This window comes from Desulfosediminicola flagellatus, from assembly GCF_005116655.2.
GTDB lineage: Bacteria > Desulfobacterota > Desulfobulbia > Desulfobulbales > Desulfocapsaceae > Desulfopila > Desulfopila flagellata.
Window position 1 is genome coordinate 895,516 of sequence record NZ_CP050698.1, and the last position, 22,617, is coordinate 918,132.

General features: G+C 44.9%; 25 protein-coding genes. 18 read left to right on the forward strand and 7 right to left on the reverse strand.

Annotated features, from left to right (window positions below; translation table 11 throughout):
* The first annotated feature begins 160 nt into the window (after positions 1 to 160).
* From pal to rlmB, 6 genes are all read left to right on the forward strand, one after another.
* A complete protein-coding gene (pal, locus tag FCL46_RS03765) occupies positions 161 to 676 on the forward strand; it encodes a peptidoglycan-associated lipoprotein Pal (RefSeq protein ID WP_136810044.1) in 516 nt (171 codons plus the stop codon).
* Between the two features lie 62 nt (positions 677 to 738).
* Positions 739 to 1,269, forward strand: a complete 531-nt coding sequence (locus tag FCL46_RS03770; protein WP_136810043.1) for an OmpH/Skp family outer membrane protein — start codon at positions 739 to 741, stop codon at positions 1,267 to 1,269.
* Between the two features lie 108 nt (positions 1,270 to 1,377).
* Entirely contained in the window at positions 1,378 to 2,259 is an 882-nt protein-coding gene (locus FCL46_RS03775) for a YicC/YloC family endoribonuclease (protein ID WP_136810042.1), read from the forward strand.
* A gap of 200 nt (positions 2,260 to 2,459) precedes the next feature.
* Positions 2,460 to 2,738: a DUF370 domain-containing protein gene (locus FCL46_RS03780; RefSeq protein WP_136810041.1), complete on the forward strand. Its 279-nt coding sequence runs from the start codon at positions 2,460 to 2,462 to the stop codon at positions 2,736 to 2,738.
* A gap of 17 nt (positions 2,739 to 2,755) precedes the next feature.
* Positions 2,756 to 3,370, forward strand: a complete 615-nt coding sequence (gmk, locus tag FCL46_RS03785; protein WP_136810040.1) for a guanylate kinase — start codon at positions 2,756 to 2,758, stop codon at positions 3,368 to 3,370.
* Positions 3,367 to 4,173, forward strand: a complete 807-nt coding sequence (gene rlmB / locus FCL46_RS03790) for a 23S rRNA (guanosine(2251)-2'-O)-methyltransferase RlmB (protein ID WP_136810039.1) — start codon at positions 3,367 to 3,369, stop codon at positions 4,171 to 4,173. The genes gmk and rlmB overlap by 4 nt, the downstream gene beginning before the upstream one ends.
* An 87-nt stretch (positions 4,174 to 4,260) precedes the next feature.
* On the opposite strand, the gene rpsA is transcribed toward rlmB, so the two are convergent.
* The 5 genes from rpsA to murI are packed head-to-tail and all read right to left on the reverse strand — an operon-like array spanning position 4,261 to position 9,366.
* On the reverse strand, positions 4,261 to 5,460 hold the full coding sequence (rpsA, locus tag FCL46_RS03795; protein WP_136810038.1) for a 30S ribosomal protein S1: 1,200 nt from the start codon (positions 5,458 to 5,460) through the stop codon (positions 4,261 to 4,263).
* 37 nt (positions 5,461 to 5,497) lie between these two features.
* Positions 5,498 to 6,070, reverse strand: a complete 573-nt coding sequence (locus tag FCL46_RS03800) for a YfcE family phosphodiesterase (protein WP_136810037.1) — start codon at positions 6,068 to 6,070, stop codon at positions 5,498 to 5,500.
* A gap of 30 nt (positions 6,071 to 6,100) precedes the next feature.
* Positions 6,101 to 7,903 carry a RiPP maturation radical SAM C-methyltransferase gene (locus FCL46_RS03805; RefSeq protein WP_167506049.1) on the reverse strand — a complete coding sequence of 601 codons (1,803 nt, stop codon included), beginning with the start codon at positions 7,901 to 7,903 and terminating at the stop codon, positions 6,101 to 6,103.
* Between the two features lie 3 nt (positions 7,904 to 7,906).
* The gene (locus tag FCL46_RS03810; RefSeq protein ID WP_136810035.1) at positions 7,907 to 8,623 is read right to left on the reverse strand and encodes a LolA family protein; all 717 of its coding nucleotides are present in this window, start codon (positions 8,621 to 8,623) and stop codon (positions 7,907 to 7,909) included.
* Complete coding sequence (murI, locus tag FCL46_RS03815) at positions 8,620 to 9,366, reverse strand: glutamate racemase (RefSeq protein WP_267313677.1); 747 nt, start codon at positions 9,364 to 9,366, stop codon at positions 8,620 to 8,622. Before murI ends, FCL46_RS03810 begins: the two co-directional genes overlap by 4 nt.
* A 683-nt stretch (positions 9,367 to 10,049) precedes the next feature.
* On the opposite strand from murI, the gene FCL46_RS03820 reads away from it, so the two are divergent.
* Complete coding sequence (locus FCL46_RS03820) at positions 10,050 to 10,322, forward strand: FmdB family zinc ribbon protein (RefSeq protein WP_136810033.1); 273 nt, start codon at positions 10,050 to 10,052, stop codon at positions 10,320 to 10,322.
* Between the two features lie 25 nt (positions 10,323 to 10,347).
* On the opposite strand, the gene queA is transcribed toward FCL46_RS03820, so the two are convergent.
* A complete protein-coding gene (gene queA / locus FCL46_RS03825; protein WP_136810032.1) occupies positions 10,348 to 11,436 on the reverse strand; it encodes a tRNA preQ1(34) S-adenosylmethionine ribosyltransferase-isomerase QueA in 1,089 nt (362 codons plus the stop codon).
* Positions 11,437 to 11,577: 141 nt separating this feature from the next.
* Here queA and mqnB point away from each other — a divergent pair, with 141 nt between their 5' ends.
* The 5 genes from mqnB (at position 11,578) to FCL46_RS03850 (ending at position 17,065) form a co-directional block, all read left to right on the forward strand.
* Entirely contained in the window at positions 11,578 to 12,237 is a 660-nt protein-coding gene (gene mqnB / locus FCL46_RS03830) for a futalosine hydrolase (RefSeq protein WP_136810031.1), read from the forward strand.
* A gap of 1 nt (position 12,238) precedes the next feature.
* Positions 12,239 to 13,075 carry a 1,4-dihydroxy-6-naphtoate synthase gene (locus FCL46_RS03835; protein WP_136810030.1) on the forward strand — a complete coding sequence of 279 codons (837 nt, stop codon included), beginning with the start codon at positions 12,239 to 12,241 and terminating at the stop codon, positions 13,073 to 13,075.
* A gap of 370 nt (positions 13,076 to 13,445) precedes the next feature.
* Positions 13,446 to 14,048, forward strand: a complete 603-nt coding sequence (locus FCL46_RS03840; protein WP_136810029.1) for a molybdenum cofactor guanylyltransferase — start codon at positions 13,446 to 13,448, stop codon at positions 14,046 to 14,048.
* A gap of 56 nt (positions 14,049 to 14,104) precedes the next feature.
* Positions 14,105 to 16,693 carry a histidine kinase dimerization/phosphoacceptor domain -containing protein gene (locus FCL46_RS03845; protein WP_136810028.1) on the forward strand — a complete coding sequence of 863 codons (2,589 nt, stop codon included), beginning with the start codon at positions 14,105 to 14,107 and terminating at the stop codon, positions 16,691 to 16,693.
* 6 nt (positions 16,694 to 16,699) lie between these two features.
* On the forward strand, positions 16,700 to 17,065 hold the full coding sequence (locus FCL46_RS03850; protein WP_136810027.1) for a response regulator: 366 nt from the start codon (positions 16,700 to 16,702) through the stop codon (positions 17,063 to 17,065).
* A 119-nt stretch (positions 17,066 to 17,184) separates the two neighbouring features.
* Here FCL46_RS03850 and FCL46_RS03855 read toward each other — a convergent pair whose 3' ends face one another.
* Positions 17,185 to 17,559: a helix-turn-helix domain-containing protein gene (locus tag FCL46_RS03855; protein WP_136810026.1), complete on the reverse strand. Its 375-nt coding sequence runs from the start codon at positions 17,557 to 17,559 to the stop codon at positions 17,185 to 17,187.
* A gap of 445 nt (positions 17,560 to 18,004) precedes the next feature.
* On the opposite strand from FCL46_RS03855, the gene FCL46_RS03860 reads away from it, so the two are divergent.
* Genes FCL46_RS03860 through FCL46_RS03885 form a run of 6 tightly spaced genes read left to right on the forward strand, consistent with a single transcriptional unit; the run spans position 18,005 to position 22,312 of the window.
* On the forward strand, positions 18,005 to 18,547 hold the full coding sequence (locus tag FCL46_RS03860) for a peroxiredoxin family protein (protein WP_167506048.1): 543 nt from the start codon (positions 18,005 to 18,007) through the stop codon (positions 18,545 to 18,547).
* Between the two features lie 48 nt (positions 18,548 to 18,595).
* On the forward strand, positions 18,596 to 19,108 hold the full coding sequence (locus FCL46_RS03865) for a nitrous oxide reductase accessory protein NosL (protein ID WP_136810024.1): 513 nt from the start codon (positions 18,596 to 18,598) through the stop codon (positions 19,106 to 19,108).
* 3 nt (positions 19,109 to 19,111) lie between these two features.
* The gene (locus FCL46_RS03870; protein ID WP_136810023.1) at positions 19,112 to 19,390 is read left to right on the forward strand and encodes a hypothetical protein; all 279 of its coding nucleotides are present in this window, start codon (positions 19,112 to 19,114) and stop codon (positions 19,388 to 19,390) included.
* A 12-nt stretch (positions 19,391 to 19,402) separates the two neighbouring features.
* On the forward strand, positions 19,403 to 20,590 hold the full coding sequence (locus tag FCL46_RS03875) for an ABC transporter permease (protein WP_136810022.1): 1,188 nt from the start codon (positions 19,403 to 19,405) through the stop codon (positions 20,588 to 20,590).
* A 1-nt stretch (position 20,591) separates the two neighbouring features.
* Positions 20,592 to 21,281, forward strand: coding sequence for an ABC transporter ATP-binding protein (locus FCL46_RS03880; protein WP_176371586.1), 690 nt, complete (start codon positions 20,592 to 20,594; stop codon positions 21,279 to 21,281).
* A 5-nt stretch (positions 21,282 to 21,286) separates the two neighbouring features.
* Positions 21,287 to 22,312, forward strand: a complete 1,026-nt coding sequence (locus FCL46_RS03885) for a hypothetical protein (protein ID WP_136810021.1) — start codon at positions 21,287 to 21,289, stop codon at positions 22,310 to 22,312.
* Positions 22,313 to 22,617 lie beyond the last annotated feature (305 nt).

Genomic DNA, 22,617 nt, shown 5'->3' on the forward strand with positions numbered 1-22,617 from the left:
ATTGACAAAAATAATTGTTGAATTTGGTGTGCTTTCCTTTATATATACCGTTTTTAAGGTAAAGTAATGAAGAGGATGTAAAAAGTCCCCTACGGACATTTTCCCAGGTGTCTGCCGGTCGAAGAAGATAACCATTTAGAAACTCTAGGAGGTTCTGGTCATGATAAGAAATTTACGTGCGGCATTACCCGCATTACTTTGTGTATCTGTTCTTGCACTTTCAAGTTGTGGTAAGCAAAAAGCCACAGATACTGAAATGAAAGTGGATAGCGGTGAAGCTATGGGTGTTGAAGAACCATTGGAGTCCAAGGCAATTGGCGGAATCATGGAAGGTCGTACCTCCGGTCCTATGCTTCCTGTATATTTTGATTTTGACTCTTCTGATATTCGTGGCGATCAGGTTTCACGTATTCAGGTGAATTCAGAATTCCTTAAAAATAATCCCGGGGTAAATATTAAAATCGAAGGTAACTGCGATTCTCGCGGCACCAACGAATATAATATGGCTCTTGGTGAGAGACGTGCCCTCAGTTCTAAAAAATATCTGATGAATCTGGGCGTGAGCGAAGCACGATTGACTACTGTCAGTTATGGTGAGGAGCGTATCCTCCTTCACGGTCACGATGAATTGAGTTGGGCACAGAATCGCCGTGACGATTTTGTAATTCAAGAATAAATTTATCACTCACCGGAAACTTCCCGTGCAGTAATTGATTTCCGGTTTACCTGGAGAAGGTAATGACTTTGAAAAAATGGATGGTAGCGCTGGCACTGCTTAGTGCCGTTACAATTGCAGGTGCTGGAACAGCTTTAGCCGAATCAAAAATCGGTGTAATAAATGGACAGAAAATCCTTAGTCTTTGCGATGCCGGCCAGACCCTGAAAGGTCAGCTCGAAACTCGCATGAAAGAGCTTCAGTCTTCATTTAAAGCAGAAGATGATACAATTGTTGCTTTACAGCAGGAGATTGAGAAGAAAAGCTCTGCATGGAGTGAGGATAAGACCAAGGAAAAAGTTGCGGAGTTACGCAAGAAACGACGCGATATGCAACTCAGAAATGAGGATGCAAAAAATGAACTCCAGCAGATGCAGGACAAAGCCGTCAAACCAATACTCGAATCGCTCCAAGATGTTGTTGCTGCGTACGGCAAGAAGAATGGGTATACCGCAATTCTTGACGTTAAAGCAGGTGTTGTTTATTTTGACAACGCAGCAGAATTAAGCGAAGCTATTGTTAAGGAATTGAACGTCGTGATGGCGAAGAAGTAATTCCAGCCACCTATGGCACGAGGGTTGCCGCTTTTTAGACTAACGATGCAGAGGGGCCCCCTTTGCATCGTTTTTTTATTTATTAGAGTACATGAGAAAAGGTTGATTATGCCTGTAAGAAGTATGACCGGTTTTGGACGAGGTGAAGCTGAAAATGCAGGGCGTGTGTGGACTGTTGAGTTGCGCTGTGTAAATAATAGGTTTCTGGATCTTAAAACCAAGCTTCCGCGAGGCTATCTAAGTATAGAGGAACGCATACGGAAAAAAGTATCTGAATTTCACCAGAGAGGTCGTGTAGATCTCGTGGTTACGGTGAGTGGTGATTTTTCCGACTTGTTGCATGTGAAGGTGAATTTAGGCCTTGCTGAAAATTATAAGGAAGCTCTGGCAAAAATTGCAAATACGTTTGATCTGGATGATACAGTTTCCGCATCATTGCTGGCCTCATACCCTGAGGTAATGGTGCGTGAGCAGGATGAAGAAGATATTGAGCAGATCTGGCCGTTTCTCGAAGATGCTCTCGATAAAGCTCTTGCAAACTGCACGGTAATGCGCGGAAAGGAGGGAGATGCCCTGGTAGCAGATCTTAGTGATCGTTTGCAATTTTTCACCGATACAATCACTACGATTGAGCAGTCGATTCCGCAGCTTCTGGAGACTCGTCAGAACAATCTTAAGGAACGTCTGGAGAAACTTCTTGGTAACACAGAAATGGACCCGATGCGGCTCGCTCAGGAAGTTGCAGTACTAGCCGACAAGACAGACGTTACAGAAGAGATTGTTCGACTGCGGAGCCACATTCAGCAGTTTGCCGCTTTTCTGAAAGAAAATGTCGCGGTTGGTAGAAAACTTGATTTTCTTATTCAGGAGTTCCTGAGAGAGGTCAACACGATGGCCTCTAAAATTAATGATGCCAGTATTGCACATCTGACTGTTGATTTAAAGAGTGAACTCGAGAAGATGAGAGAGCAGGTTCAGAATATCGAGTAATAGGATTTTCTAAACGATATTAATCTACTTCAATTGATACACTCGACATTCGACTATTCAGGCAGTGTTTTGCTATCTGAATCTTTTTATTCGCGTGACAACGAGTCAGCAAATCGCGGCTGTAGTTTTCGGTAGGAAATGAGATGTATACTATCTATTCTGCCCGTTGACTTCGTCCTGATGAGGCAGGGAAATACTGTATGAAGCTATTAAATGTCGGATTTGGAAATACTGTGATGGTTGAGCGGATAATTGCGGTTGTTAATACCGGTTCATCCCCTGCCAGAAAACTGAAAGAACTCGCAAAAAAAGAAGGCAAGCTTGTTGATGTGACTGAAGGAAGGAGGACGCGTTCGATTCTGGTGATGGATTCGAATCATATCATTCTTTCCTCGGTGCAGTCCGATACGATTACCCAAAGGATGCAGGCACTTCATCCGGAATATCATCTCGCACACACTGAGCTTGAAAAGCAATAACATAGACAAAAAATATTATGAAAAAAGGCATCTTATTCGTAATTTCGGCACCATCCGGCACCGGTAAGACAACCTTGCTGAAAAAGGTAATGAATCGGATTCCCGGATTGAATTTTTCGGTATCACACACCACCCGAAAACCGAGAAAAGGCGAGCAGCACGCGCGGGAGTATTACTTTGTTGAAACAGCAGAGTTTGAGCGCATGATTGAACAGAATCAGTTCATTGAATGGGCACGTGTTCATGATAATTATTACGGCACAAGCACAAAGGCTGTTTCAGAACAGTTGGATGAGGGGCGTGATATAGTTCTCGACATCGATGTTCAGGGTGCTGCTATCATCCGTGACTCTGACCAACTCAAAGCTGTACAGATTTTTATTGCTCCGCCTGGTATTGATGAGCTTGAGAAGCGGTTGCGCGGCAGAAACACAGAGGATGAAGAGACCCTGCAGTTACGCTTAAGCAATGCCAGTAAGGAAATGCAATCTGCAGACCTCTATGAGTACCTCATAGTCAATGATGCGCTTGATGAAGCGGCAGAGACGCTTGCATCAATTATAATCGCCGAGCGTTCAAAAAGGCGGCGGAAAATTAATGGTGAACCCTTCGGGATGGATCAGTCTGAATGAAGAATGTAAAGCACGAACAGCAACGGCAAGGTAGCGAAAAACGTATTAAGGTCAGCGATGATCTGTTGTGGGGAACGCACCCGGTAGTCGAAGCATTAGCACAGGAGCCTGATCGGATCACAGAGGTTATCCTCCTAAAAGACAGGCGTGGCAAAAAACAGGATGAAATTATTGAGTTGGCCCGCAATGCCAAAATTAAAATTTCATTTTTACCGGCGTTTCGCCTTACCGGTGAAGGTGCTTCCGAGATCCGTCATCAGGGAGTTCTGGCTAGAAAAAGTTCAAGTTCATTGATGGATTTTGATCAAATGGTTGAGAAGTTTGCGGCCAAAGTCAACGCTGGTGAAAAACCTCGCATTATCGTATGTGATACGTTGCAGGATCCTCATAATCTTGGCGCGATTGTCCGTTCAGCGCTCGCATCAGGAGTGAGCGGAGTAGTGATCACCCGTGAGCGTTCTGCACCATTAGGTGGCACAGCAGCTAAGTCATCAGCTGGGGCAATGTCACATATCGATATCTGCCAGGTGACCAATCTGGTATCTGCTCTGAAGAAATTCAAAGAAGCGGGTGCATGGATTTATGGTGCCGTAAAAGATGATACAGCTCAGTCACTCTATACTGCCGATCTTAATGCTCCTGCCTGTATCGTGGTTGGAAGTGAAGGAAAAGGGATTCGTCCACTGGTAAAGAAAGAGTGTGATGTACTGATCTCGATTCCTATGGTTGGGACATTGGATTCACTGAACAGTTCTGTGGCTGCGGCAGTAATTATGTTTGAGGCTATGCGCCAGTCACTATAAGAGTACTACTAATTGATATAAAAAAAGCCATTCAAGAATGCTTATATTCTTGAATGGCTTTTTTTATTTATACAGCCGTAAGAAAAACTATTTCTTTTTCTGTTGCATCTTGGCTTTCAAAAGGGCACCGAAACTTCCTGTATCTTCTGTTCCTTTTGATTTTTTCTCTTGTTTTACATAGTTGGTATATTCAGCTTTTTCCACATTTTCCTTGCTCTCGTCCGAAACATAATCAGTCGGTGCAAGGCTGATGCGTCTCTCTCCTATGTCGATGGATTCCACAACGACCTCAAGCTCCTGACCTTCTTCGAGAACTTCCCTTGGGTGGTTGATGCGGCGTCCGCCACCGAGCTTGGAGATGTGTACGAGGCCGTCCACACCTGGTCCGAGCGTCACGAATGCACCAAACTGTGCAAGCCTGGAAACAGTACCCTGTTGAGTAGAGCCTTCGGGAAAGCTGTTAACAGCTTCTTCCCATGGATCAGTCTGGGTCTCTTTGAAACTTAAAGAAATCCGGTCTTTTTCCCAATCAAGTTTCTTGACGATCGCCTTCACATGCTGGCCGACTGCAAAGTAATCAGATATATTTTCAACCCGTGTCCAGCCTACTTCTGAAATGGGAATTAATCCGTCAACTCCGCCAATATCGACGAAGGCACCAAAGTCACGAAGGGAAGTGATTTCACCCTCTACCAGATCCCCTTCGTTGAGGGTCTGTTTAAGTTCTTCCTTTCGGGCTTCACGTTCTTCTTCCTGGATCGCGCGGGCAGAAACTACAATATTCTTTCCATTGGATTCAAATCGAGTGATTCGAAAGATCATGCGCGTGTCAAGATATGTGGCAGCGGCATCGTCTACCCTACGCAGTCCCATCTGGGAGAACGGGCAGAAGGCACGGATATTACCACCGAGGGTGACTTCAAATCCACCTTTGGTTTCGGCTTTTACTAACCCTTCAACAGGTATTCCGCTACGCCACGCTTCTTCCAGTTGTTCAGCTCCGGAACCACCACCAAGCTTTGCAGCAAAAACGAGTCCGGACGCGCTGGACTTGAGAAAATACACGTCAATACGGTCACCGACAGCTACGGTAATTTCTCCATCCTCATTTTTAAGATCCGCGCTCTCTACAATGCCTTCACTTTTTCCGCCGACATCAAGAAAAACTGACTCACCACTCATTTCAATTATAGTGGCTGTTACTTTTTGTCCCGGTTTAAAACTGCGAAGCTTCTTGGTTGATTCCTGATTGAACAGGTCTTCAAAGCTCAGGTTGTTTTCTTCCATGGCTATTTCCTGTAAATACGATTAGCTCTTCTTGGGGTTATCGGTTGAGGGTTGGGTGTAAATGACGGGCAGGTCCGTTTGATTCTACCCTGACCTCCCGGTTGAACATACATTCGCCTACACTGATTCGCTGAACTGACATTGTGGTGCAGTCCAGTACAGTGAAGCCTCCTGATTCGTTTTCACCAAGCATATGACCCGGATTGATAAGTAAGGTCTCTTCATATTGCTCAATGTAATTCCTGTGGTTGTGACCGCAACATACTATGTCATACTCTTTTTGCCTGACAAGGCCCATCGCCATATCGGGATAATGGACAAAAGCTACCTTTAGGCCGCATACTGTTATTCTGCCGAAGATACCATGATGGGTAATGTTAGCATACTCATTTGAGCAACGGCTCGATATGAGATGCTGGTCACCTGCATTGTTACCATATATAAGGTGGGTCGGACCGTTAAATTTCGCCAGTTCTTTTAACATAAACGGTGAAATGAGGTCTCCACAATGGATAATTAGATCAACGCTCTCTGTATTGCAGTGGGAGATTGCAGCACGCAGGTTGGCTATTTGATCATGGGTATCTGAGATAATGGCTATTTTTGACATAAATAATTAAGAAATGACAGCCCGTATGTTTCAGTTGCAGCGGATTGCCAATGAGATCACTCTGCCATTCTCTCGATACATCAGACGTTTTTGACAGAGTTGGTGAATAAATGCAAGTATTGCTGATTCTTTAAGTGAACTAAAGGCTTCTGTGAGTTCAGAAATTGTACGGATCTCTTCACAGAAAAGGTAAATCTCTCTGGATAGCCCCTGCAATCTATGACGAAGAGGAGCTGCTCCTGCGATTTCCTGGCGAATCAGTAAGAAGGTGTCGCCGTCGCGATAATTTAGCGGTGATGATGTCACAGAATTGCGATTGGCATGGAACTGTTGCCATTGTGCAATTCTTTTTCTTACTGGCTGCCACCTTTTTCGTTGTTCCTGGCGGTCTCCTCGATAGTCGCGAATGAGGAGTTTAAGCGTTTTCATGTAGCTTGTTGGGAAAAGAGCCCTGTTTTTACGATGGTGAGTGATTGCTGAAATGCTGTAATCAGCAGGCTGCTTTTCCACAGGTGATCCGTGCCCAAGAAAGAATGCCGCAGGAGCAAGGGGATTATAAGGTAGAACATACTCCAGATTGCTGAGTGTCTCCTCTATTTCTTTATCTGTAGAACCGGGAAATTCAACAATCAGGTTACCTTCCAGACTGATACCGGCAGCGGCTGAAAATTTCATGATGGCGATGTTGTCGATAACATCAACCCCCTTTTTCATTTTCTTCAGCAGGCTGTTGGAAAGGGATTCGATTCCCACCTGGATTGTATCGAGCCCCCCTTGTTTATACGCGTGGAGTTTGTGGAATTTACCTATCCCCCGTATCTCTGCAAAGAAACGGTAGTCAGCTTGACCCTCCGATACCTTTTTGAAAAAAATATCAGCTTCGGCTGGAGGGAGGGCATTGTCAGTAAAGGTAAAATCAAGGCACTGATGGTTTGCTGCGAGCTGCTTCAGTTCCTGGGAGACTTTATTTGCCTTTTTATGCCTGTATCCACACCATTGCAGGTTGAGATTGCAAAAGGTGCACTTGTTCCACCAGCATCCGCGTGAAAACTCCAGTGGAAGGGTGGGTATAAACGGAGAATCAGGGAAAACACTCTTTAACTGTTGAAAATATGGGCCGTAATCGGGTACCGGAAGACTGTTTAAATCAGGTATTTCCGGTGAAGCAATTCGGTTGTCAGAGTCGATTCTAGCTAATACTCTCTCAGGAAATGGTTTGGTCTGGTCTGCAATAAAATCACATAAGCCGGCAAGAGGGGTTTCGCCTTCACCGTCAATTATATAATCAACCTGTGGAAAGTGGTCGAGGAGCGATTGACCAAGTGAGTCGCCGCATGATGAACCGCCAAAGACAATAGGCGGAACGTTCTGAACTGTCTTGACTCGTGAGCTTATATAGAGTGATGCCAGTAATTGATTAAAACACAGTGAGAAGCCTGCAAGCGAATAATCACTCCAGTTGACGTGTTCTACCCAGGTATTACAGGTTTCTTCTACAGCATTGACAAGTGTTTCAAATGCAGGGAGACCGGTAGCTTTTTTTCCAAGGCTTTGGGTAAAGAGTTGATGTGCTTTTTCAAACCGCTCGGGGAAGAGCAATGCTGAGAAAATTGCTTCACCAGCCCAGCTGTTATCGGCAATGGTGGCATAGCTATCCGTACCTATAACCCGTGCGATATGCAGATAAGGGTGTAGTGTTGTTACCCGGGTATTGGTGACCTGCTCAACATAGGCCTTGAGCGCTCCAAGTTGGATAGATGGTCGATTGAATATCGCCCAGGGCATTGAAGCGAGGATCACCTGCTGGTGGGGAACTTTGTTGATATTGGGCATCACTTATTGACGAATTATCTCTGTGCCTTCCGGCGGGGTGAACGAAAACAGTGAATCTACTTGTGCTGCCGGTTTGTCATCGAGAAAATTCACTTCAATATTACTGAGATTCAAGAGTGTGATTGTGTCAAAATGGTCCCGAATTTCAATGCGGCGAATGAGCGAGTCTTCAGTTACCCAGAGGTGAATAGACTGCATCTGCGACTGGGGTTCCCTCGGAACGAGTTTTAAAGGTTTTGGTTGCCCTTCGTTTACCTGCTCCTGAATATATTCAGGGTCTGGCGGGAGAATATGGAACGTATCGGCAATTTTTGCCCGTCCGCTAAAAAACGAGTAGGTAAGATCATTATCAAGTTGTTCAGCCGGACTAATGATCATCTGTTGCAATTGAGCAAAATACATTGAGAAGGTTTTCCCATCACTGATGAGCACCTGCCGATCGGGTTCCGCATAGTTCCAGCGCATACGGCTTGTCGTGTCCTGCTTGTGAAAATACGCCGTGCCACTGCCGGTTTTAGGCCTGCCGCTCATTTCCCCCTGACTTCTTTGCTTAAAAGAAAATGACAGACTGGTCATGTTGTCATATTTACTTTGCAGGCGTGAGATAATGTCTTCCGGAAATTCGGTTGCTTTGCCGGTTTCTGCCATGATAGCAGGCGCGAAGAGCAGCATTATGCCCAGTAGGACTGCAGGAACAGTAATTGATTTTATGAGATTCATGCGGGTATGAGCTCTATTGTTCGTTGAAAAATTGAATTAGCTGTTTTCTGCGCAGTTTCGGTAATGTCAGAGACAAAATACTGGTGGGCAGGATTTTCTTCATCAACAGTAAGCAGTTCCGGATTTTCTTGCAGGAAGTTTTTTAAGTATCCTGCCACAGCTTCTGAAGAGTCAATCAGAGTAACTCGCTTACCAATACGCGCCTGGATGAAATGCTTCAGCAGCGGGTAGTGGGTGCATCCAAGAATAAGAGTATCAATCTGCTTGTCTTTTAATGGGTGCAGATAACGGCGAATGACCATTTTGGTCTCTTGTTTGTTCATCCAGCCTTCTTCAACAAGCGGCACAAGAAGCGGGCAGGCTTGAGAAAAAACTTTATGTTCTGCATGAATGGCATGTATCTGCTTTTCATAAAGGTTGTTGCGGATTGTGGCACTGGTTCCGATTATTCCGAGTCTGCCATTTCTGGAAACTTTGATGGCTTCCTGGACTGCAGGAGTGATAACCTCAATTATCGGTACATTAAACTCTTTTCGGAGTCTTTCTGTGGCGACACTGGAGGCTGAATTACAGGCAATTACTATAACCTTTGCCCCTTGCTCAATTAAGAATGCGGTGTTTTCTATGGAGTAATCAAGAATAGCCGAGTCACTCTTGGGGCCGTAGGGAGTTCTGGCAAGATCGCCGAAATAGAGGATCTGCAAGCGGGGAAGAAGGCGTTCGATGGCTCGTGCCACAGTCATGCCGCCAATTCCAGAGTCAAAAATACCTATCATATATATGAAAAAACCGGGATAAATCGTTAATGGATGGTGTCGCCTTTCAGGCGACTTCTATAAGAAATCTATCTATACCAGAAAAGAAGATGAACAACAAGTTGCAGGCATTTCAGGTAATACGCTTTTTTATAACCAGTGCTCTATACACCTTGAAACGTCGGATCTTGTCCGAAGTCTTCGCTATGCTCCTACACCCGTGCCTCGCAGTGCACTAAAATTGCGGAACATTTTTTACGACACGTAAAGATCTTCAGAGCACGAGGCTGTTCGACAATGTCCCTTTCCACCCATATTTTCGTTATCCTCGAAAAATTATCCTCAGGTAAGCGAGGCACGAGACTCCCGGTAAGCGAGGCACGAGACTCCCGGTAAGCGAGGCACGAGACTCCGAGATACGTAGTGTATTCATCCAGTTAAAAATATCGCTCGCCTACAACTTGAATAACTTTGCAGGTTTCCGTTCAGGCACTAACTGTTCAAAGGCGAAAAACATACATTCACATGATAGTGATTGTTGACAGAGAGATGCAGGAGAATTACTTTAGTGCCTGTTTTAAGACAAGGATAGTTGTATGGACAACCATGACGTGTTGCATAATGTCGTGTTTTTCATTTGAAATAATCAGGAAATATAGATTGGAGTAGAAATGCCGGTTTACGAGTACGAATGTAATGGATGCGAGAAAGTTTTTGAGATTCAGCAAAAAATGGCAGACGATCCATTGACCACATGCCCTGAATGTGAAGGTGAATTAAAAAAATTGATGTCAAGGAGTTCGTTTCAGCTTAAGGGCGGTGGCTGGTATGCTGACGGATATGCCAGCAATTCCGGTTCCTCTGCAGCGAAACCGAGCGCTCCGGCTCCGGCATGTGCCTCAGGTGGCGGATGCGCCGGTTGCCCCGGAACATCTGCCTCCTGATCAGATCTTTGCATTAAAAACCGGTTTATTGTCCATGGCGGGGAGTGTTGATTACCGCCATGGCATCACCGTATGAATAAAACCGGTATCCTGCCTTGATTGCTTCATCGTAGCAATTCAACAGGGCTTTTCGTGTGCAGAGTGCTGAAACCAGAAACATCAGTGATGATTCGGGCAGGTGAAAGTTGGTTATAAGGTTATCTATGACCTTAAACTCAAATCCCGGATAGATATACAGGTCGCATACCCCTTCAACTGGTTTGAGTGTCCCTTCTTTTGCGGCAAATTCAAGTGCGCGTACGGTTGTTGTGCCAACTGCCCAGATACGTCCGCCACGTTTTTTGGTGGCTTCAATTTTTCTCACGGTCTCTTCAGGAACAACGATATACTCACCATGAATGGAGTGTTCTTTTATCTTTTGTGCCCGAACAGGTGCGAATGTGCCGTAGCCGACATGCAGTGTTATGGTGCCAAAGTTAACGCCTCGTGAGTCAAGTTCTGCCAGCAGTGAATCTGTGAAATGCAGACCTGCAGTGGGAGCGGCAACAGCACCTGGCTGATCTGCGTACACGGTCTGGTATCGCGCAACGTCCTCATCTGTTGTACCATTTTCGCGCGCAATATATGGAGGCAGGGGAACCTGCCCGCATGCGCTGAGTATTTCAGCGAGATCTGCGGATTGGGGGAATTGCAGAGCAAGCCGTGCTTTGCCGCCATCAAGCAGTTCAACAACCGTGCAACTGAGTTTATCAGAGATTGTTATTGTCGAATGAGGTTTGGGGCGTTTTGAGCTCTTAATCAAGGCATCAACCTGCGCAGAGCCGCGAGTGTCAGGTGAAATTTCGGGAAATCCCAGAAGAAAAACCTCTACCTTGCCACCGGTCTCTTTTTTGCCAAAGAGCCTGGCGGGAAACACTCTGGTGTTGTTAACCACAAGCATATCTTCATCTCTGATGTAATCAGTTATTTCAGAAAAGGTTTTGTGGACAAGTTCTTTATTGAGATTATCCATTACCAGAAGTCTGGAATGGTCTCTCTTATCTGCAGGCTTCTGGGCGATGTTTTCTTGTGGCAGGTTGAAATTATATGCCTCGAGGGTGAAATCCTTATGCATTTGGGTATAGTGTCACTCAGTATATGTATTTTTTCTTGTCGATTGCTACTATGTGGTACGGTCATCGATTCAAGTGTGATAGGTTAAGGCCGGTGTAAGTAATATGCAATCCGGATTTTCAATGGAGCAGATGTAGATACCATGATATTAGCAGTTGCTGCAACCCAAATGGAGTTATCACCGTTTCTTGCGGTGATGGGAGATTCTGGCGGTCGCTGGAAATCTTTGGTTTCCGGACTTGGACCCGTTGAAACCGCGGTCAGGTTGGGGCGTTTTCTTTTTGAAAACAGTACACAGATACAGGGCGTAATCCAGTTTGGTGTGGGGGGGGCATATATTCAGCCGGATCCGGTGAATCAGGTGCCGATACTTGCAGCCTGTCTGGCAAATCGCGAAGTCCTTGGAGATCTTGGTATAGCTCTACAGGATGATATTGACTATTTCCCGCAGGAACTTGGCGGTAGAGTAGAGTTTTCACTTGATAATACTTTACTTAAAAGATCACGCAAAGTGTTTGATAATAACAATGTTACCTGTTTTTCCGGGACATTTATAACGGTTAACAGCGTGAGTGGAACAGCTCGCCGTGGTGAAATCCTGCGCAGGCAGTGGGATGGCTTGTGTGAGAATATGGAGGGTGCTTCTGCCGCGCGTCTTTGTAATGAGTTGAATATACCCCTCGTGGAATTGCGTGTTATTTCCAATCTGGTAGAAGATAGAAATGTAGAAAACTGGCAACTGCAGGAGGGGTGTGCGCGGGCTGCCGAGCTTGCTGCACTTCTTGTTAAGGAACTGATATAAAATGAATAATTCACTTTCTCTTGGGTTTTCGCCTTGTCCTAATGATACGTTTATTTTCTATGCGATGATGCACGGCAAGATAGATTTGGGCGGGCTTATATTTGACACTCCATTGCTGGAGGATGTTGAAACACTCAACAATTTGGCATTACACAAAAAACTCGATGTTACCAAGCTAAGCTGTCATGCACTTGGTCACGTGCTGGATGAATATTGTGTTTTATCAGCAGGCAGCGCTCTCGGGCGTGGCTGTGGCCCGTTACTGGTATCGTCTGCACAGACTGATGTGAATTCTTTGAAGGATAAGCGCATCGCAATTCCAGGAAAATACACAACTGCCGCCTTGTTACTGCAGATGTTGCTCCCCGGTTGCACAAATCTTGTAGAGATGCGGTTCGACCAGATAATGGATGCAGTTAATAACGGAGATGTAGATGCTGGAGTAATCATTCATGAAAGCAGGTTCACCTATCAGCAGTTTGGTCTTGTCTGTTTGCAGGATCTTGGACAGTGGTGGGAGGATGTTTCTGGATTACCTATTCCGCTTGGTTCTATCGTTGCCCGAAGAAGCCTGGGAATCCAGAAAATTGCCATGATTGACAAAGCAATACAGGAAAGTGTTGGCTACGCATTTGCAAATACCGAAGCGTGTCTGCCCTATATTCGTCAGCATAGCCAGGAGATGGATGCAGAAGTCGTACAAAACCATATCGGCCTTTATGTTAATGAGTTTTCCAGCGATCTGGGGGAAGAAGGCTTCAGAGCAATTGAACAGTTTATGATTCGCGGTAGAGAAGCTGGTGTCTTGCCGAAAAGCACCATGAAATTAGGTTACTAGCAGGCTGTCCGAGAATGGGAATTTTGGTTAAAATCGAGACATTCACAAAAAATAAGCACAGCCATATAGATGATATCGGAGTCTTCGCTTACCTGCAGCATTATTTTTTGAAAATTCCGAAGAGTTTGGGCAGATAGCGTAGACTTCGAAAGGCCATTGTCGGACAGCCTCCTAGGAGGCTGTCCTGGGATGTCGATTTTGTTACGAATCCAGCATTTATACAAAGATAAGCGCAGTCATATGATTGATGTATGCGTATACGCTTACCTTCGATCATTGATTTTTCTACAATAGCCCTACGTTGAATGAAATGGGTTCAGGTCGACAGTCTCCTCGAATGTGATATTTTTTGGTTTAAGGGAGTTGGTTTATGGCAGATGCTGCCAACGAAAAAAATGATGATATAGCGGTTTGGGCATGTATTCTCATAGGTGGAAAAAGTTCCAGAATGGGGCAGCCCAAGCACCTGCTTGCCGATAAAACCGGGCTTAGTTGGCTTGAGAGAACTGTTGCGGTAGTCAAGCCGCATGTTGCTGGAATAGCCCTTTCTGGTTCCGGTGATGTTCCTGCGTCATTGGCCTCGCACACTCGGCTAGAAGATGTTTCAGGTGTATACGGGCCTCTTACCGGCATCCTGTCGGCGATGCGATTCAAGCCCAATGTTGCCTGGTTGCTACTGGCCTGCGATATGCCGTCCATCAACAAAGAGTCTATAGCCTGGTTGCTCAGCCAGCGCAAATTCGGGTCATGGGGAACTGTTCCTTCAGTCATGGGGAATCGCGTAGAACCGCTTTTTGCCCTCTATGAACCGCAAGCGAAAGAGTTGTTTGAAACTATGCGGGCTGAGAGTAATCTGCGTATAAGTAGTGTTGCGCAATCTGATAAAATTCAGATTCTATCTGTTCCGCCAGAGCTTCAATTAGCCTGGAATAACGTTAATACTCCAGGTGAACTGGATGTCCTCAATATTTAAATTCTCTTTGTGATTTGTCGTCACGCTTCTCTAGCTAATCTTATTTCGGAATATAGATGATAAAGCAGTTTCAACAGCAGCTTGGCGTAAAATTATTTGTTTTACTGGTGGTATTGATTTTCCTTGCCATTGTGCCGCTTACCTATGTCGTTTTCTCTGCAATGAGCTATTTCGGAAATTATACGACTGATATTAATCGAATTCAGATAAAAGAACAGGCTCATACATATCTTGCAAGTATAGCCCGGGAGCAGGCACATAAATATGATGAGGTCTTTTCTCATGTTGAAGTTGCATCCTCACTTGTGGCTGCCCAGGCTAGAGAGGTCTACGACAATATTGATTATTATGCAGGATTTCCCGGGGAGCGTATAGAGCTGACCAAAAAACGGGAAGATAGCGTATTTCACTCACTTCAAAGAGACGGAATTATTACAGCATATTGGGGGGGGGAAAACATAAACCCGACAACCGCCGTAGAATTGCAGGCACTTTCCCGGCTCGACCCTGTTTTTAAAGGTGCTAAAAAAGAAATACCCAAAAGCGTTGCGACACACATGATCACAGCTACAGGTATTGGCAGATACTTGATAGATGAGAACCTGTTAGATGAGGGATTTGAAAACACATTGGTGGCTCACAGGCGGGCATCAACAGAGTTGCAAGCGATCAGAGATTATACGCAAAAGTCTGGCATGCCCCCCAGCACATTATGGAGTAGAGAATACTGGGGGTATAAAGATCCGCAAGTAATGATTACTGCAACGTCTCCGGTAATTGATTCTAGAGGGAATATTCGGGCAGTTACAGGTATTGATATTCCTTTACAAAGAATCTTTGATGATATGCTTAATGCCGATCATCAAATTCTTTCAGATGTTATGAAAGATACGTTGTTCGCATTTCTTCTAGACAGTGAGGGGCGGATCATAGCCTTTCCTTCACAGTATTTGGCGTTGTTTGGAATCGATATTAATACGAGTAGTGCTGATTCTTTTGAACTCCCGGATTATCATCTCAGTCAGTCGACAGTTGAGGTTATTCCTCCGTTGGTTCCCTCTTTGCTTGGAGCAGTTGAAAATGTAATTGAGGTCAAGCTTAGTGAAGAAATGTATATCCTCAACATGCATTCTCTTCATAAGTTGAACTGGCATTTAGTATTAGTGACTAAAGAAAAACAGCTGGTATCTTCCATTTATCGTACAGAACAGGCGCTTTCGGGTACCATCGATTTGCTTATTCGGAAGTTCGCGGTAAATACTGTGTTGATGCTGATCTTCGTACTTGTCGCAGTGTTTGTAGCCGTAGGCTATTTTGTGGCACCTCTACGACGGCTTTCCGAGGCTGCACTTCGAGTAGGAAATGGTGATTTGAAGACTCGCTGTTATCTCAATCGAAAAGATGAGCTCGGAACATTGGCGGACTCTTTTAATGATATGGTCAGGCAGCTTGAGTCTGCTGCAGATATTAAAAAAGACCAGGCAAGAGAACTGGAGCAGACTGTTGCTGAGAGAACAAAAGATCTGCAGAATAAGAATTTCCTGCTACGTAATGTGATTTGTGAACTTAATCTGGAAAGTGATCGTCGGAAACGCGCTGTTCAAGCACTGAGGAAAAGTGAAGAACAGGTCAGAGTTGCAATGGATGCATCGTTAGCCGGGCATGTTATTATTCAGGATATGGCTGTAAAATATGCTAACCCAACAGTTCTTGAGATTTTTGGTTATAGCCTTGATGAGTTAATTGATGGAAATATCAGTATAAACGACTTGGTAGCCCCGGAGTATCGCGAAGATGTTCTGCATGGCCTTGATGAAAAATTCAGCGGTAAAATAAAAAAGCCCTTCGTTATTGGTTGTAACCGAAAAGATGGGGCTGGTTTTGATGCTCTTGTTGGTGGTGCTCAAACAGTGTGGAAAGGAAACCCGGCTGTCGTGGCTACTGTTATGGACATCTCCGAGCAGAAGCAGACGCAGGCTCAGCTGGAGGTGAGTAAAAAACAACTACAGGAATCACTGGCCGAAAAAGAAGTGCTTTTGCGAGAGATTTATCATCGAACAAAAAACAATATGCTGGTGATAATCTCCATGCTCAACCTTCAGGCTATGGATATCGATGATGAACGGGTAAAGACACTCTTTCTGGAAACAGAAAATCGCATCAGGGCCATGTCTCTTGTTCACGAAAAACTGTATCAATCCCAGAATCTCGTTGAAATCGACCTCGGACAATATCTGGAGGAAATGGTAACAGCACTGGTTCATTCCATGGTTATCGGAGACCGCATCAGGGTGCAAATAAAGTGTGCCAAGGTCGCGGTGTCGATAGATAATATCGTTCCTCTTGGGCTTGCGGTAAACGAGATAATCACCAATTCCCTAAAGCATGGTTTTCCCGGAGACGGGAAAGGAACAGTTTTTGTAACCTTGTCTGTTGATTCTACTGGCGTTGTCGAACTTGTTGCAGGAGATAATGGTATTGGCTTGCCTGAAGGTATTGATATTGGCTCTGTTCGCTCGTTTGGTATGCAGATTACTGTCAACCTTATAGAGAAACAACTTCGTGGCAGTCTGGAGATTGACCGAAGCAATGGAACAAGCTATCGAATCAGATTCAAAGAGTGCATGCGGCAAAAGAGGATATAAAATACGATGGAAAAAGTAGTGCTCATTGTTGAAGATGAGGTCCTGGTGGGGATGATGCTTGCCAAAAAAATTGCAGAGTACGGCTTTACTGTGTGTGATGTTGTCAGCACTGGTGAGGAGGCCGTCGAGGTGGCTTTGCAACGGAACCCGGGTGTTGTCTTGATGGATGTAAGTCTTGGTGGAAGATTGGATGGTATCGAAGCCGCCGCCATTATACGTGAGACTATGCCTCTGCCAGTCATATTCTTTACTGGCTATAATCAGGATAAAAAACTGCTGCAACGGGCTGGCAAATTGCACCCAATTGCCGTGTTGGATAAACTCGGACCGATTGAGTCTGTGATTGCTGCACTTGAACAGGCTTTTGAATGAGTAGCTATCAGGCTACAAGTAAATACTACTCCCGAGTGGTGGATGGCGTTCTTGAACTGCAGTCAGGGAGGTGTGCAGGGACCTTAACGTAAAGTTTTTGTAGGTCGTAAAAAAAGTGCCTAACTGATTCCTTTCATGACGACGCATTGTTTACAGACAATGATCTTTTCTTTCCAGTTGGTTTTGGTTGTCGAGTCGCAGATTGTGCCGTTTATAAACCAGCATAGCTGCCCTGCGTCAAACTCCCAGGCTGGACATTTTTCACGCTTTTTCTGAGGACATCGTTTGGTTTCCCAGCAGTTTCTCTGGGGCTGTTGCTGACGCAGTTTCTGGGAAAGCAGAAAGAGCAACTGACGTTCCACATGAGTGGGAATTCCACGCCATCCCTGTTCGTAACTGCTTACAGCTTTAAGAGATGTGCCTAGCAGGGCTGCGAGTTCTTTCTGGGTCTTGCCCAACCTCTTCCTGATATCAAGAAAGTCTGAATTTTCCATTGTTCTCCTCACCTGCGGACATTCGCATGGTCTGACCACGGGAGAGATGCTTTGCAGGAAATGTATTATATCTTAAGAAAAAAAGTAGAAAACTCCTGACATGCTGCACGAAATAGTATCGGTAGTCCGGGGATATGAGATATTTGGCTATACCTGCAGCATGACCTGCTGCTACCCGTTTGCAGTTGACGTTCTTTTTGAGTTATATACCCAGTGGTATATCTAACAGAAAACTCTTAAGAAATTGATTGTCAGTGTGTATACTTCTGGCATCTACATATAATACGATTAATTTTAGATGCCACAATGTACCATGGAAGCACAGTCTGCACAACAATTACAGGTTGATCCTTTCGATTGTTGTACGACAACGTGGTGTTACAGTGTGTTTTTAAGGTGGAGGGGTGCTGGGTGTGGCAGATTTCATCTTTCCAGGGGAGCGTGCATGAATAGAAGAAGAGTGTCACCTTATTTCAGGTCTGTGCGTTGTGTGCTTTTGGTTGTCGCTGTAATTATCTTTGGCTCCTTTCTGGCAGGTTGTCAGCAGGAACGAAAGGGTGGGCCGCTTTCAGCCGGAGATATTGCGCCTGATTTTGCTGCTAAAGATCTTGATGGAAATATAATCGTGTTGTCCAGTCTGAAAGGCAAACCTGTGGTGGTAAGGTTCTGGGAGACGAATTGTAAATTCTGTAAAGCGGATACGCCGATATTTAACAGCTATTTTGAAAAGTACAGAAGCAAAGGGTTGAATGTCATCTATGTAAGCAGTTTTTATGAAGACCTGGGGGCGGTCAAGCGATTTATCGATCTGCTTGAGGTGCCTTTTCCTGTGGTTATGGATGGCAATGCTAAACTTGCCGACCTCTATAATATCAAAATCTATCCCCAGACATTTATTATTGGTCCTGACAGAACGATTCTTGCAAATCTGTTTGGTGGAGTTGGCGAAGCTGAATTTAATGAATTGCTGGGTGAGTATCTACACTGACAAACGTATTTTTATACGTAACTGATTCTATGTAATAAAGGAGGAAGTATGAAGCTTTTTCGTTATATTCTCGTAGTCTCGGCTTTGTTATTTGTTGCTGAAAGTATAAGCGCCGCTGATGATGTCGAACCGCTGGCACCGGTCACTGGTACGGAGCGTTGCGCTGTCTGCGGCATGTTTGTGGCAAAATATCCGGCATGGATTTCTCAGCTAAAGTTAAATGATTCACAGGTCATGATGTTTGACGGGCCCAAAGATATGTTTGTTTTCTATTTCTCACCCAAAATGTATGGGGCGGGTGATGCTGCTCCTGAGCATCTTCTGGTTAAGGATTATTACACCAGAAAATGGATCAGTGGGCGTGAGGCGCTCTACGTGACCGGCAGTGATGTGTTCGGGCCGATGGGGCATGAATTAGTGCCTTTTGCGAGCCGGGAAGCTGCTGAGAATTTTCTGAAGGATCACCACGGCAAGAATATATTGGCATTTGAAGAGGTCACCGATGAAATTGTGCAAGCTATGCGGATGGGGCATAAAATGAAGCACAAGATGAAGAAGTAGCGCATGAGACCTGTCAGCTACCTTTTATGTCTGGTACTTTGTATTGTTGCCGTTAATGTGACTCTCGGATTGAGCTTGATGCATATGCGTGAAGCACAGAACGAGAGGTATCGTCTCGCACAACAGACAGTGAGAGTGCTAGGGTTGTCAGATCTGGCGCTTTCAACAGAGGCAAGGTATACACGTCACCTGGCCGTAAGTGATGTTGTTGTTCCAGTAATGGATCATCCAGGGGCAATAGAACATTTTCCTTCAGGATCATTTTTTCGACCGATTCAATAATTGAATACTTCAATGAATGTAATCCGACTGTTCCATAGACAGCTTAATCTGCTTGATTATGCACTTTCCTCATTACACCGGAAGAGGCTTAAAAATACAGGCATACTGGTGGTGTTTTCTGCGGTGATTTTTCTTTTTAGTTCAGTACAGCTTATGACCCGCGGGCTGAGTGAAACAGCTGAGACAGTTTTACAGCAGGCTCCCGATATTACTGTACAGCAGCTTTCTGCAGGCAGGCAGGTTGCTCTGGATATTTCAGCAGTTGAATCAGTTCGTTCTATTTTTGGCATCAGTTCTATAACTCCCAGAGTCTGGGGGTACTATTTTGATGAAAGTAACGGTGCCAATTACACTGTGCTTGGACTCAAGATTGAAGATCTGCCAGAAAATATGCTGCCAGCTTTAGAAGAAGGTACGCTTCCAGAAAAAAACAGGCATGGTGATGTGGTAATAAGCGAATCAGTACGTGAAAGTCTAGGGCTTGGCAGCAGGAAGAATTTTTCTCTATTCCGTCCTGACCTGAGTATGATGTCTTTTTCGGTTTCAGGTATGTTTTCAGAGGCTACGTCAATAGTCACGGCTGATACACTGTTTATGTCTCTTGCCGGCGCCCGTGAACTCTTTGCTATGGCTCCGGGCAAAGTTACTGATCTTTTGGTGAATGTAGGGAATCCTCGTGAGACCGATACTATAGCGGCAAAGATAGCTGGCCGAATACCCGGTTCACGAGTGATTACCCGGAACCAGATTATAAAAACATATAGCGTGGTTTTTAGTTGGCGAAGCGGTTTTGGAAGTGTCTGTTTACTTGCGGCGTTATCCGCATTCGTGATACTTGCGTACGACAAGGCTTCAGGGTTAACGAGAGAAGATCAGCGTGAAGTAGGAATATTAAAAATCCTGGGTTGGCGCGCAACAGATGTTATGGCAGTTCGCTTCTGGGAGTCTGGGATTGTCGCACTTCTCGCTTTGTCGATCGGATATTCGCTGTCCTGGGTTCATGTGGTTTGGGGGAGGGGAATCCTTTTTGAACCACTGCTTCTTGGCTGGTCTGTTTTGAGACCGAAAATTACTCTGGTGCCGTCGTTTAGTCTGAACGAATTACTGCTGATATTTTCAGTGACCGTTCTCCCTTATCTCTGTGCCACGGTAATTCCTGCATGGCGCAGTGCTGTAATCCGGCCTGATACGGTGGTGTAATATGCTGGTTGAATTATCGGCAGTAGAAAAATTATATAATAACGGTGAAGAAAACGAGGTGCATGCCCTGCATGACATAAATCTCTTTGTTCGTGAGGGGGAGATGGTCTGTTTGTGCGGCCCATCGGGGTCTGGCAAGACGACAATTCTATCAATTATCGGTTGTGTGTTTCCTCCCACAAGTGGTCGTGCAGCCATTGCAGGAAAAAAAATATCGAGATTACCTGATCACTTTCTTTGTCTCTACAGGCGGGAGAAGATCGGATTCATATTTCAGAATTTCAATCTTCTGCCGGATTTGACGGTTCTTGAAAACATCACTCTTCCTCTTTATCCGAGTGGGATGAATCCTGCAAACCGAAGGCGTCTTGCTGAGCCGCTTCTAGAGAAAATGGGTATTGCTCACAGAAAGAAATTTCCTGTTGGGAAAATTTCCGGTGGTGAGTTGCAGAGGGTTGCGATATGCCGAGCGCTTATTAATGATCCGCCTATAGTTCTTGCCGATGAACCGACTGCACATCTTGATTCACGCCTGGCCTTTCAGTTTATGGAGATAATGGAAGAACTGAAAGGAGATGGTAAAACTATTGTGCTCACCTCCCATGATCCGCGCGTTTATGAACATAAGGCTATAGATAGAGTGGTTGAAGTGGCCGATGGCCGAATCTGCAACACTGCTGAGAGGGTGTAGATAGGATGCTGATACAATCCTGGTCGGTGGCACTCAGCATCAGTTCTATAGCAATTCTGTTTCTGGGGTTTGTTGCTCTGTTTGCCGGTATAGGGATTTTACGTTATTGGGATCACGGAGCAGATACCGTAAGGCAGATCGGGCTCGAAAGCAGGACGTGGTTAACCTCTGCTCTGATGGAGTATGGACTGTTCTTTCAGTTACTTTCCTTACTCCTGCTTATAATGGCGGCAGACGGCTTCTCATCGTTACTCGTTGGGGCCATGTGTGCTACAGGCGCTTTCCTTGCCAATGAATATGGAACGTATACCCTGGCTTCTAAGATTGTTCTTTCATTCTTTTGTGGATACTGGGTGTTATTGCACCGGCTCGATCTCTGCTCTGAATACTATCCCCTGGTAAGAGTAAAGCATCTGGTGCTGTTTGTTCTTGTTCCGTTTCTGGGGATGGATCTGTTTTTTCAGTCGATGTATCTTTATCTTCTGGAACCTGATGTTATTACTTCATGCTGCGGCGTTATTTTTCGCCCATCAGATGGTGATGGTTATAATTATCTTGATCCGTTTTCGACTCCCGTCTTGTTGAGTTTCCACTACGGCATTGCTCTGCTGCTCTTGGGGTTAGGGATTTTGATTAAATCTGGCCTGAGGCGAAACCTGGATTGCAACAGCTGGTTGATGGGACTCTACTCTGCTGTCTGGGCGCTGTTTTTTATTGTGGCACTGTGGACTATAACTGTAGTGTTTTCTTCGTATATCTATGCTATGCCGTTTCACCGTTGTCCGTTTGACATACTGCAGGCGGAATTTAATTACGTAGGATTTCCAATATATTTTTTATTGATGACCTCTGTTTTTCTCGGTACAGGTTGTGGAGTTGCCCAAACGGTCAGAAGGTATCAGGGCTTAGCTAAGCCTGTTGTAACATTCCAACAGACAGCCATTTCTGCGTGTCAGTTTCTTCTGATACTTTTTTTACTGATTACCGCCTATGCCCCGGTTCGGTATATGCTTGCCGGAGGTGAATTTTGAATACTTGCATATATGGATATCGGGAAATACTATTATAATTGAGATAAGATAGTTACTGGCGATATTTTTCTACCAGTGTCATGTCATGTGTCAGATGTCGTAATAATGTGAATCTTTTTCTCTTTCTGCAAGGCATGACTGATGGAGCATATCAGCGCTATGTAACTGAAGAAGTAACGAAGTCAGGAAGTGAAAAGGGCGAGCATTATTTTTTGAAAATTCCGAAGAGTTTGAGAAAAGGCCATTCTCGGACAGCCTCCTAGTCAAATGACAGGTCGGTCAGGCCACCGCAGCACAATAGATCG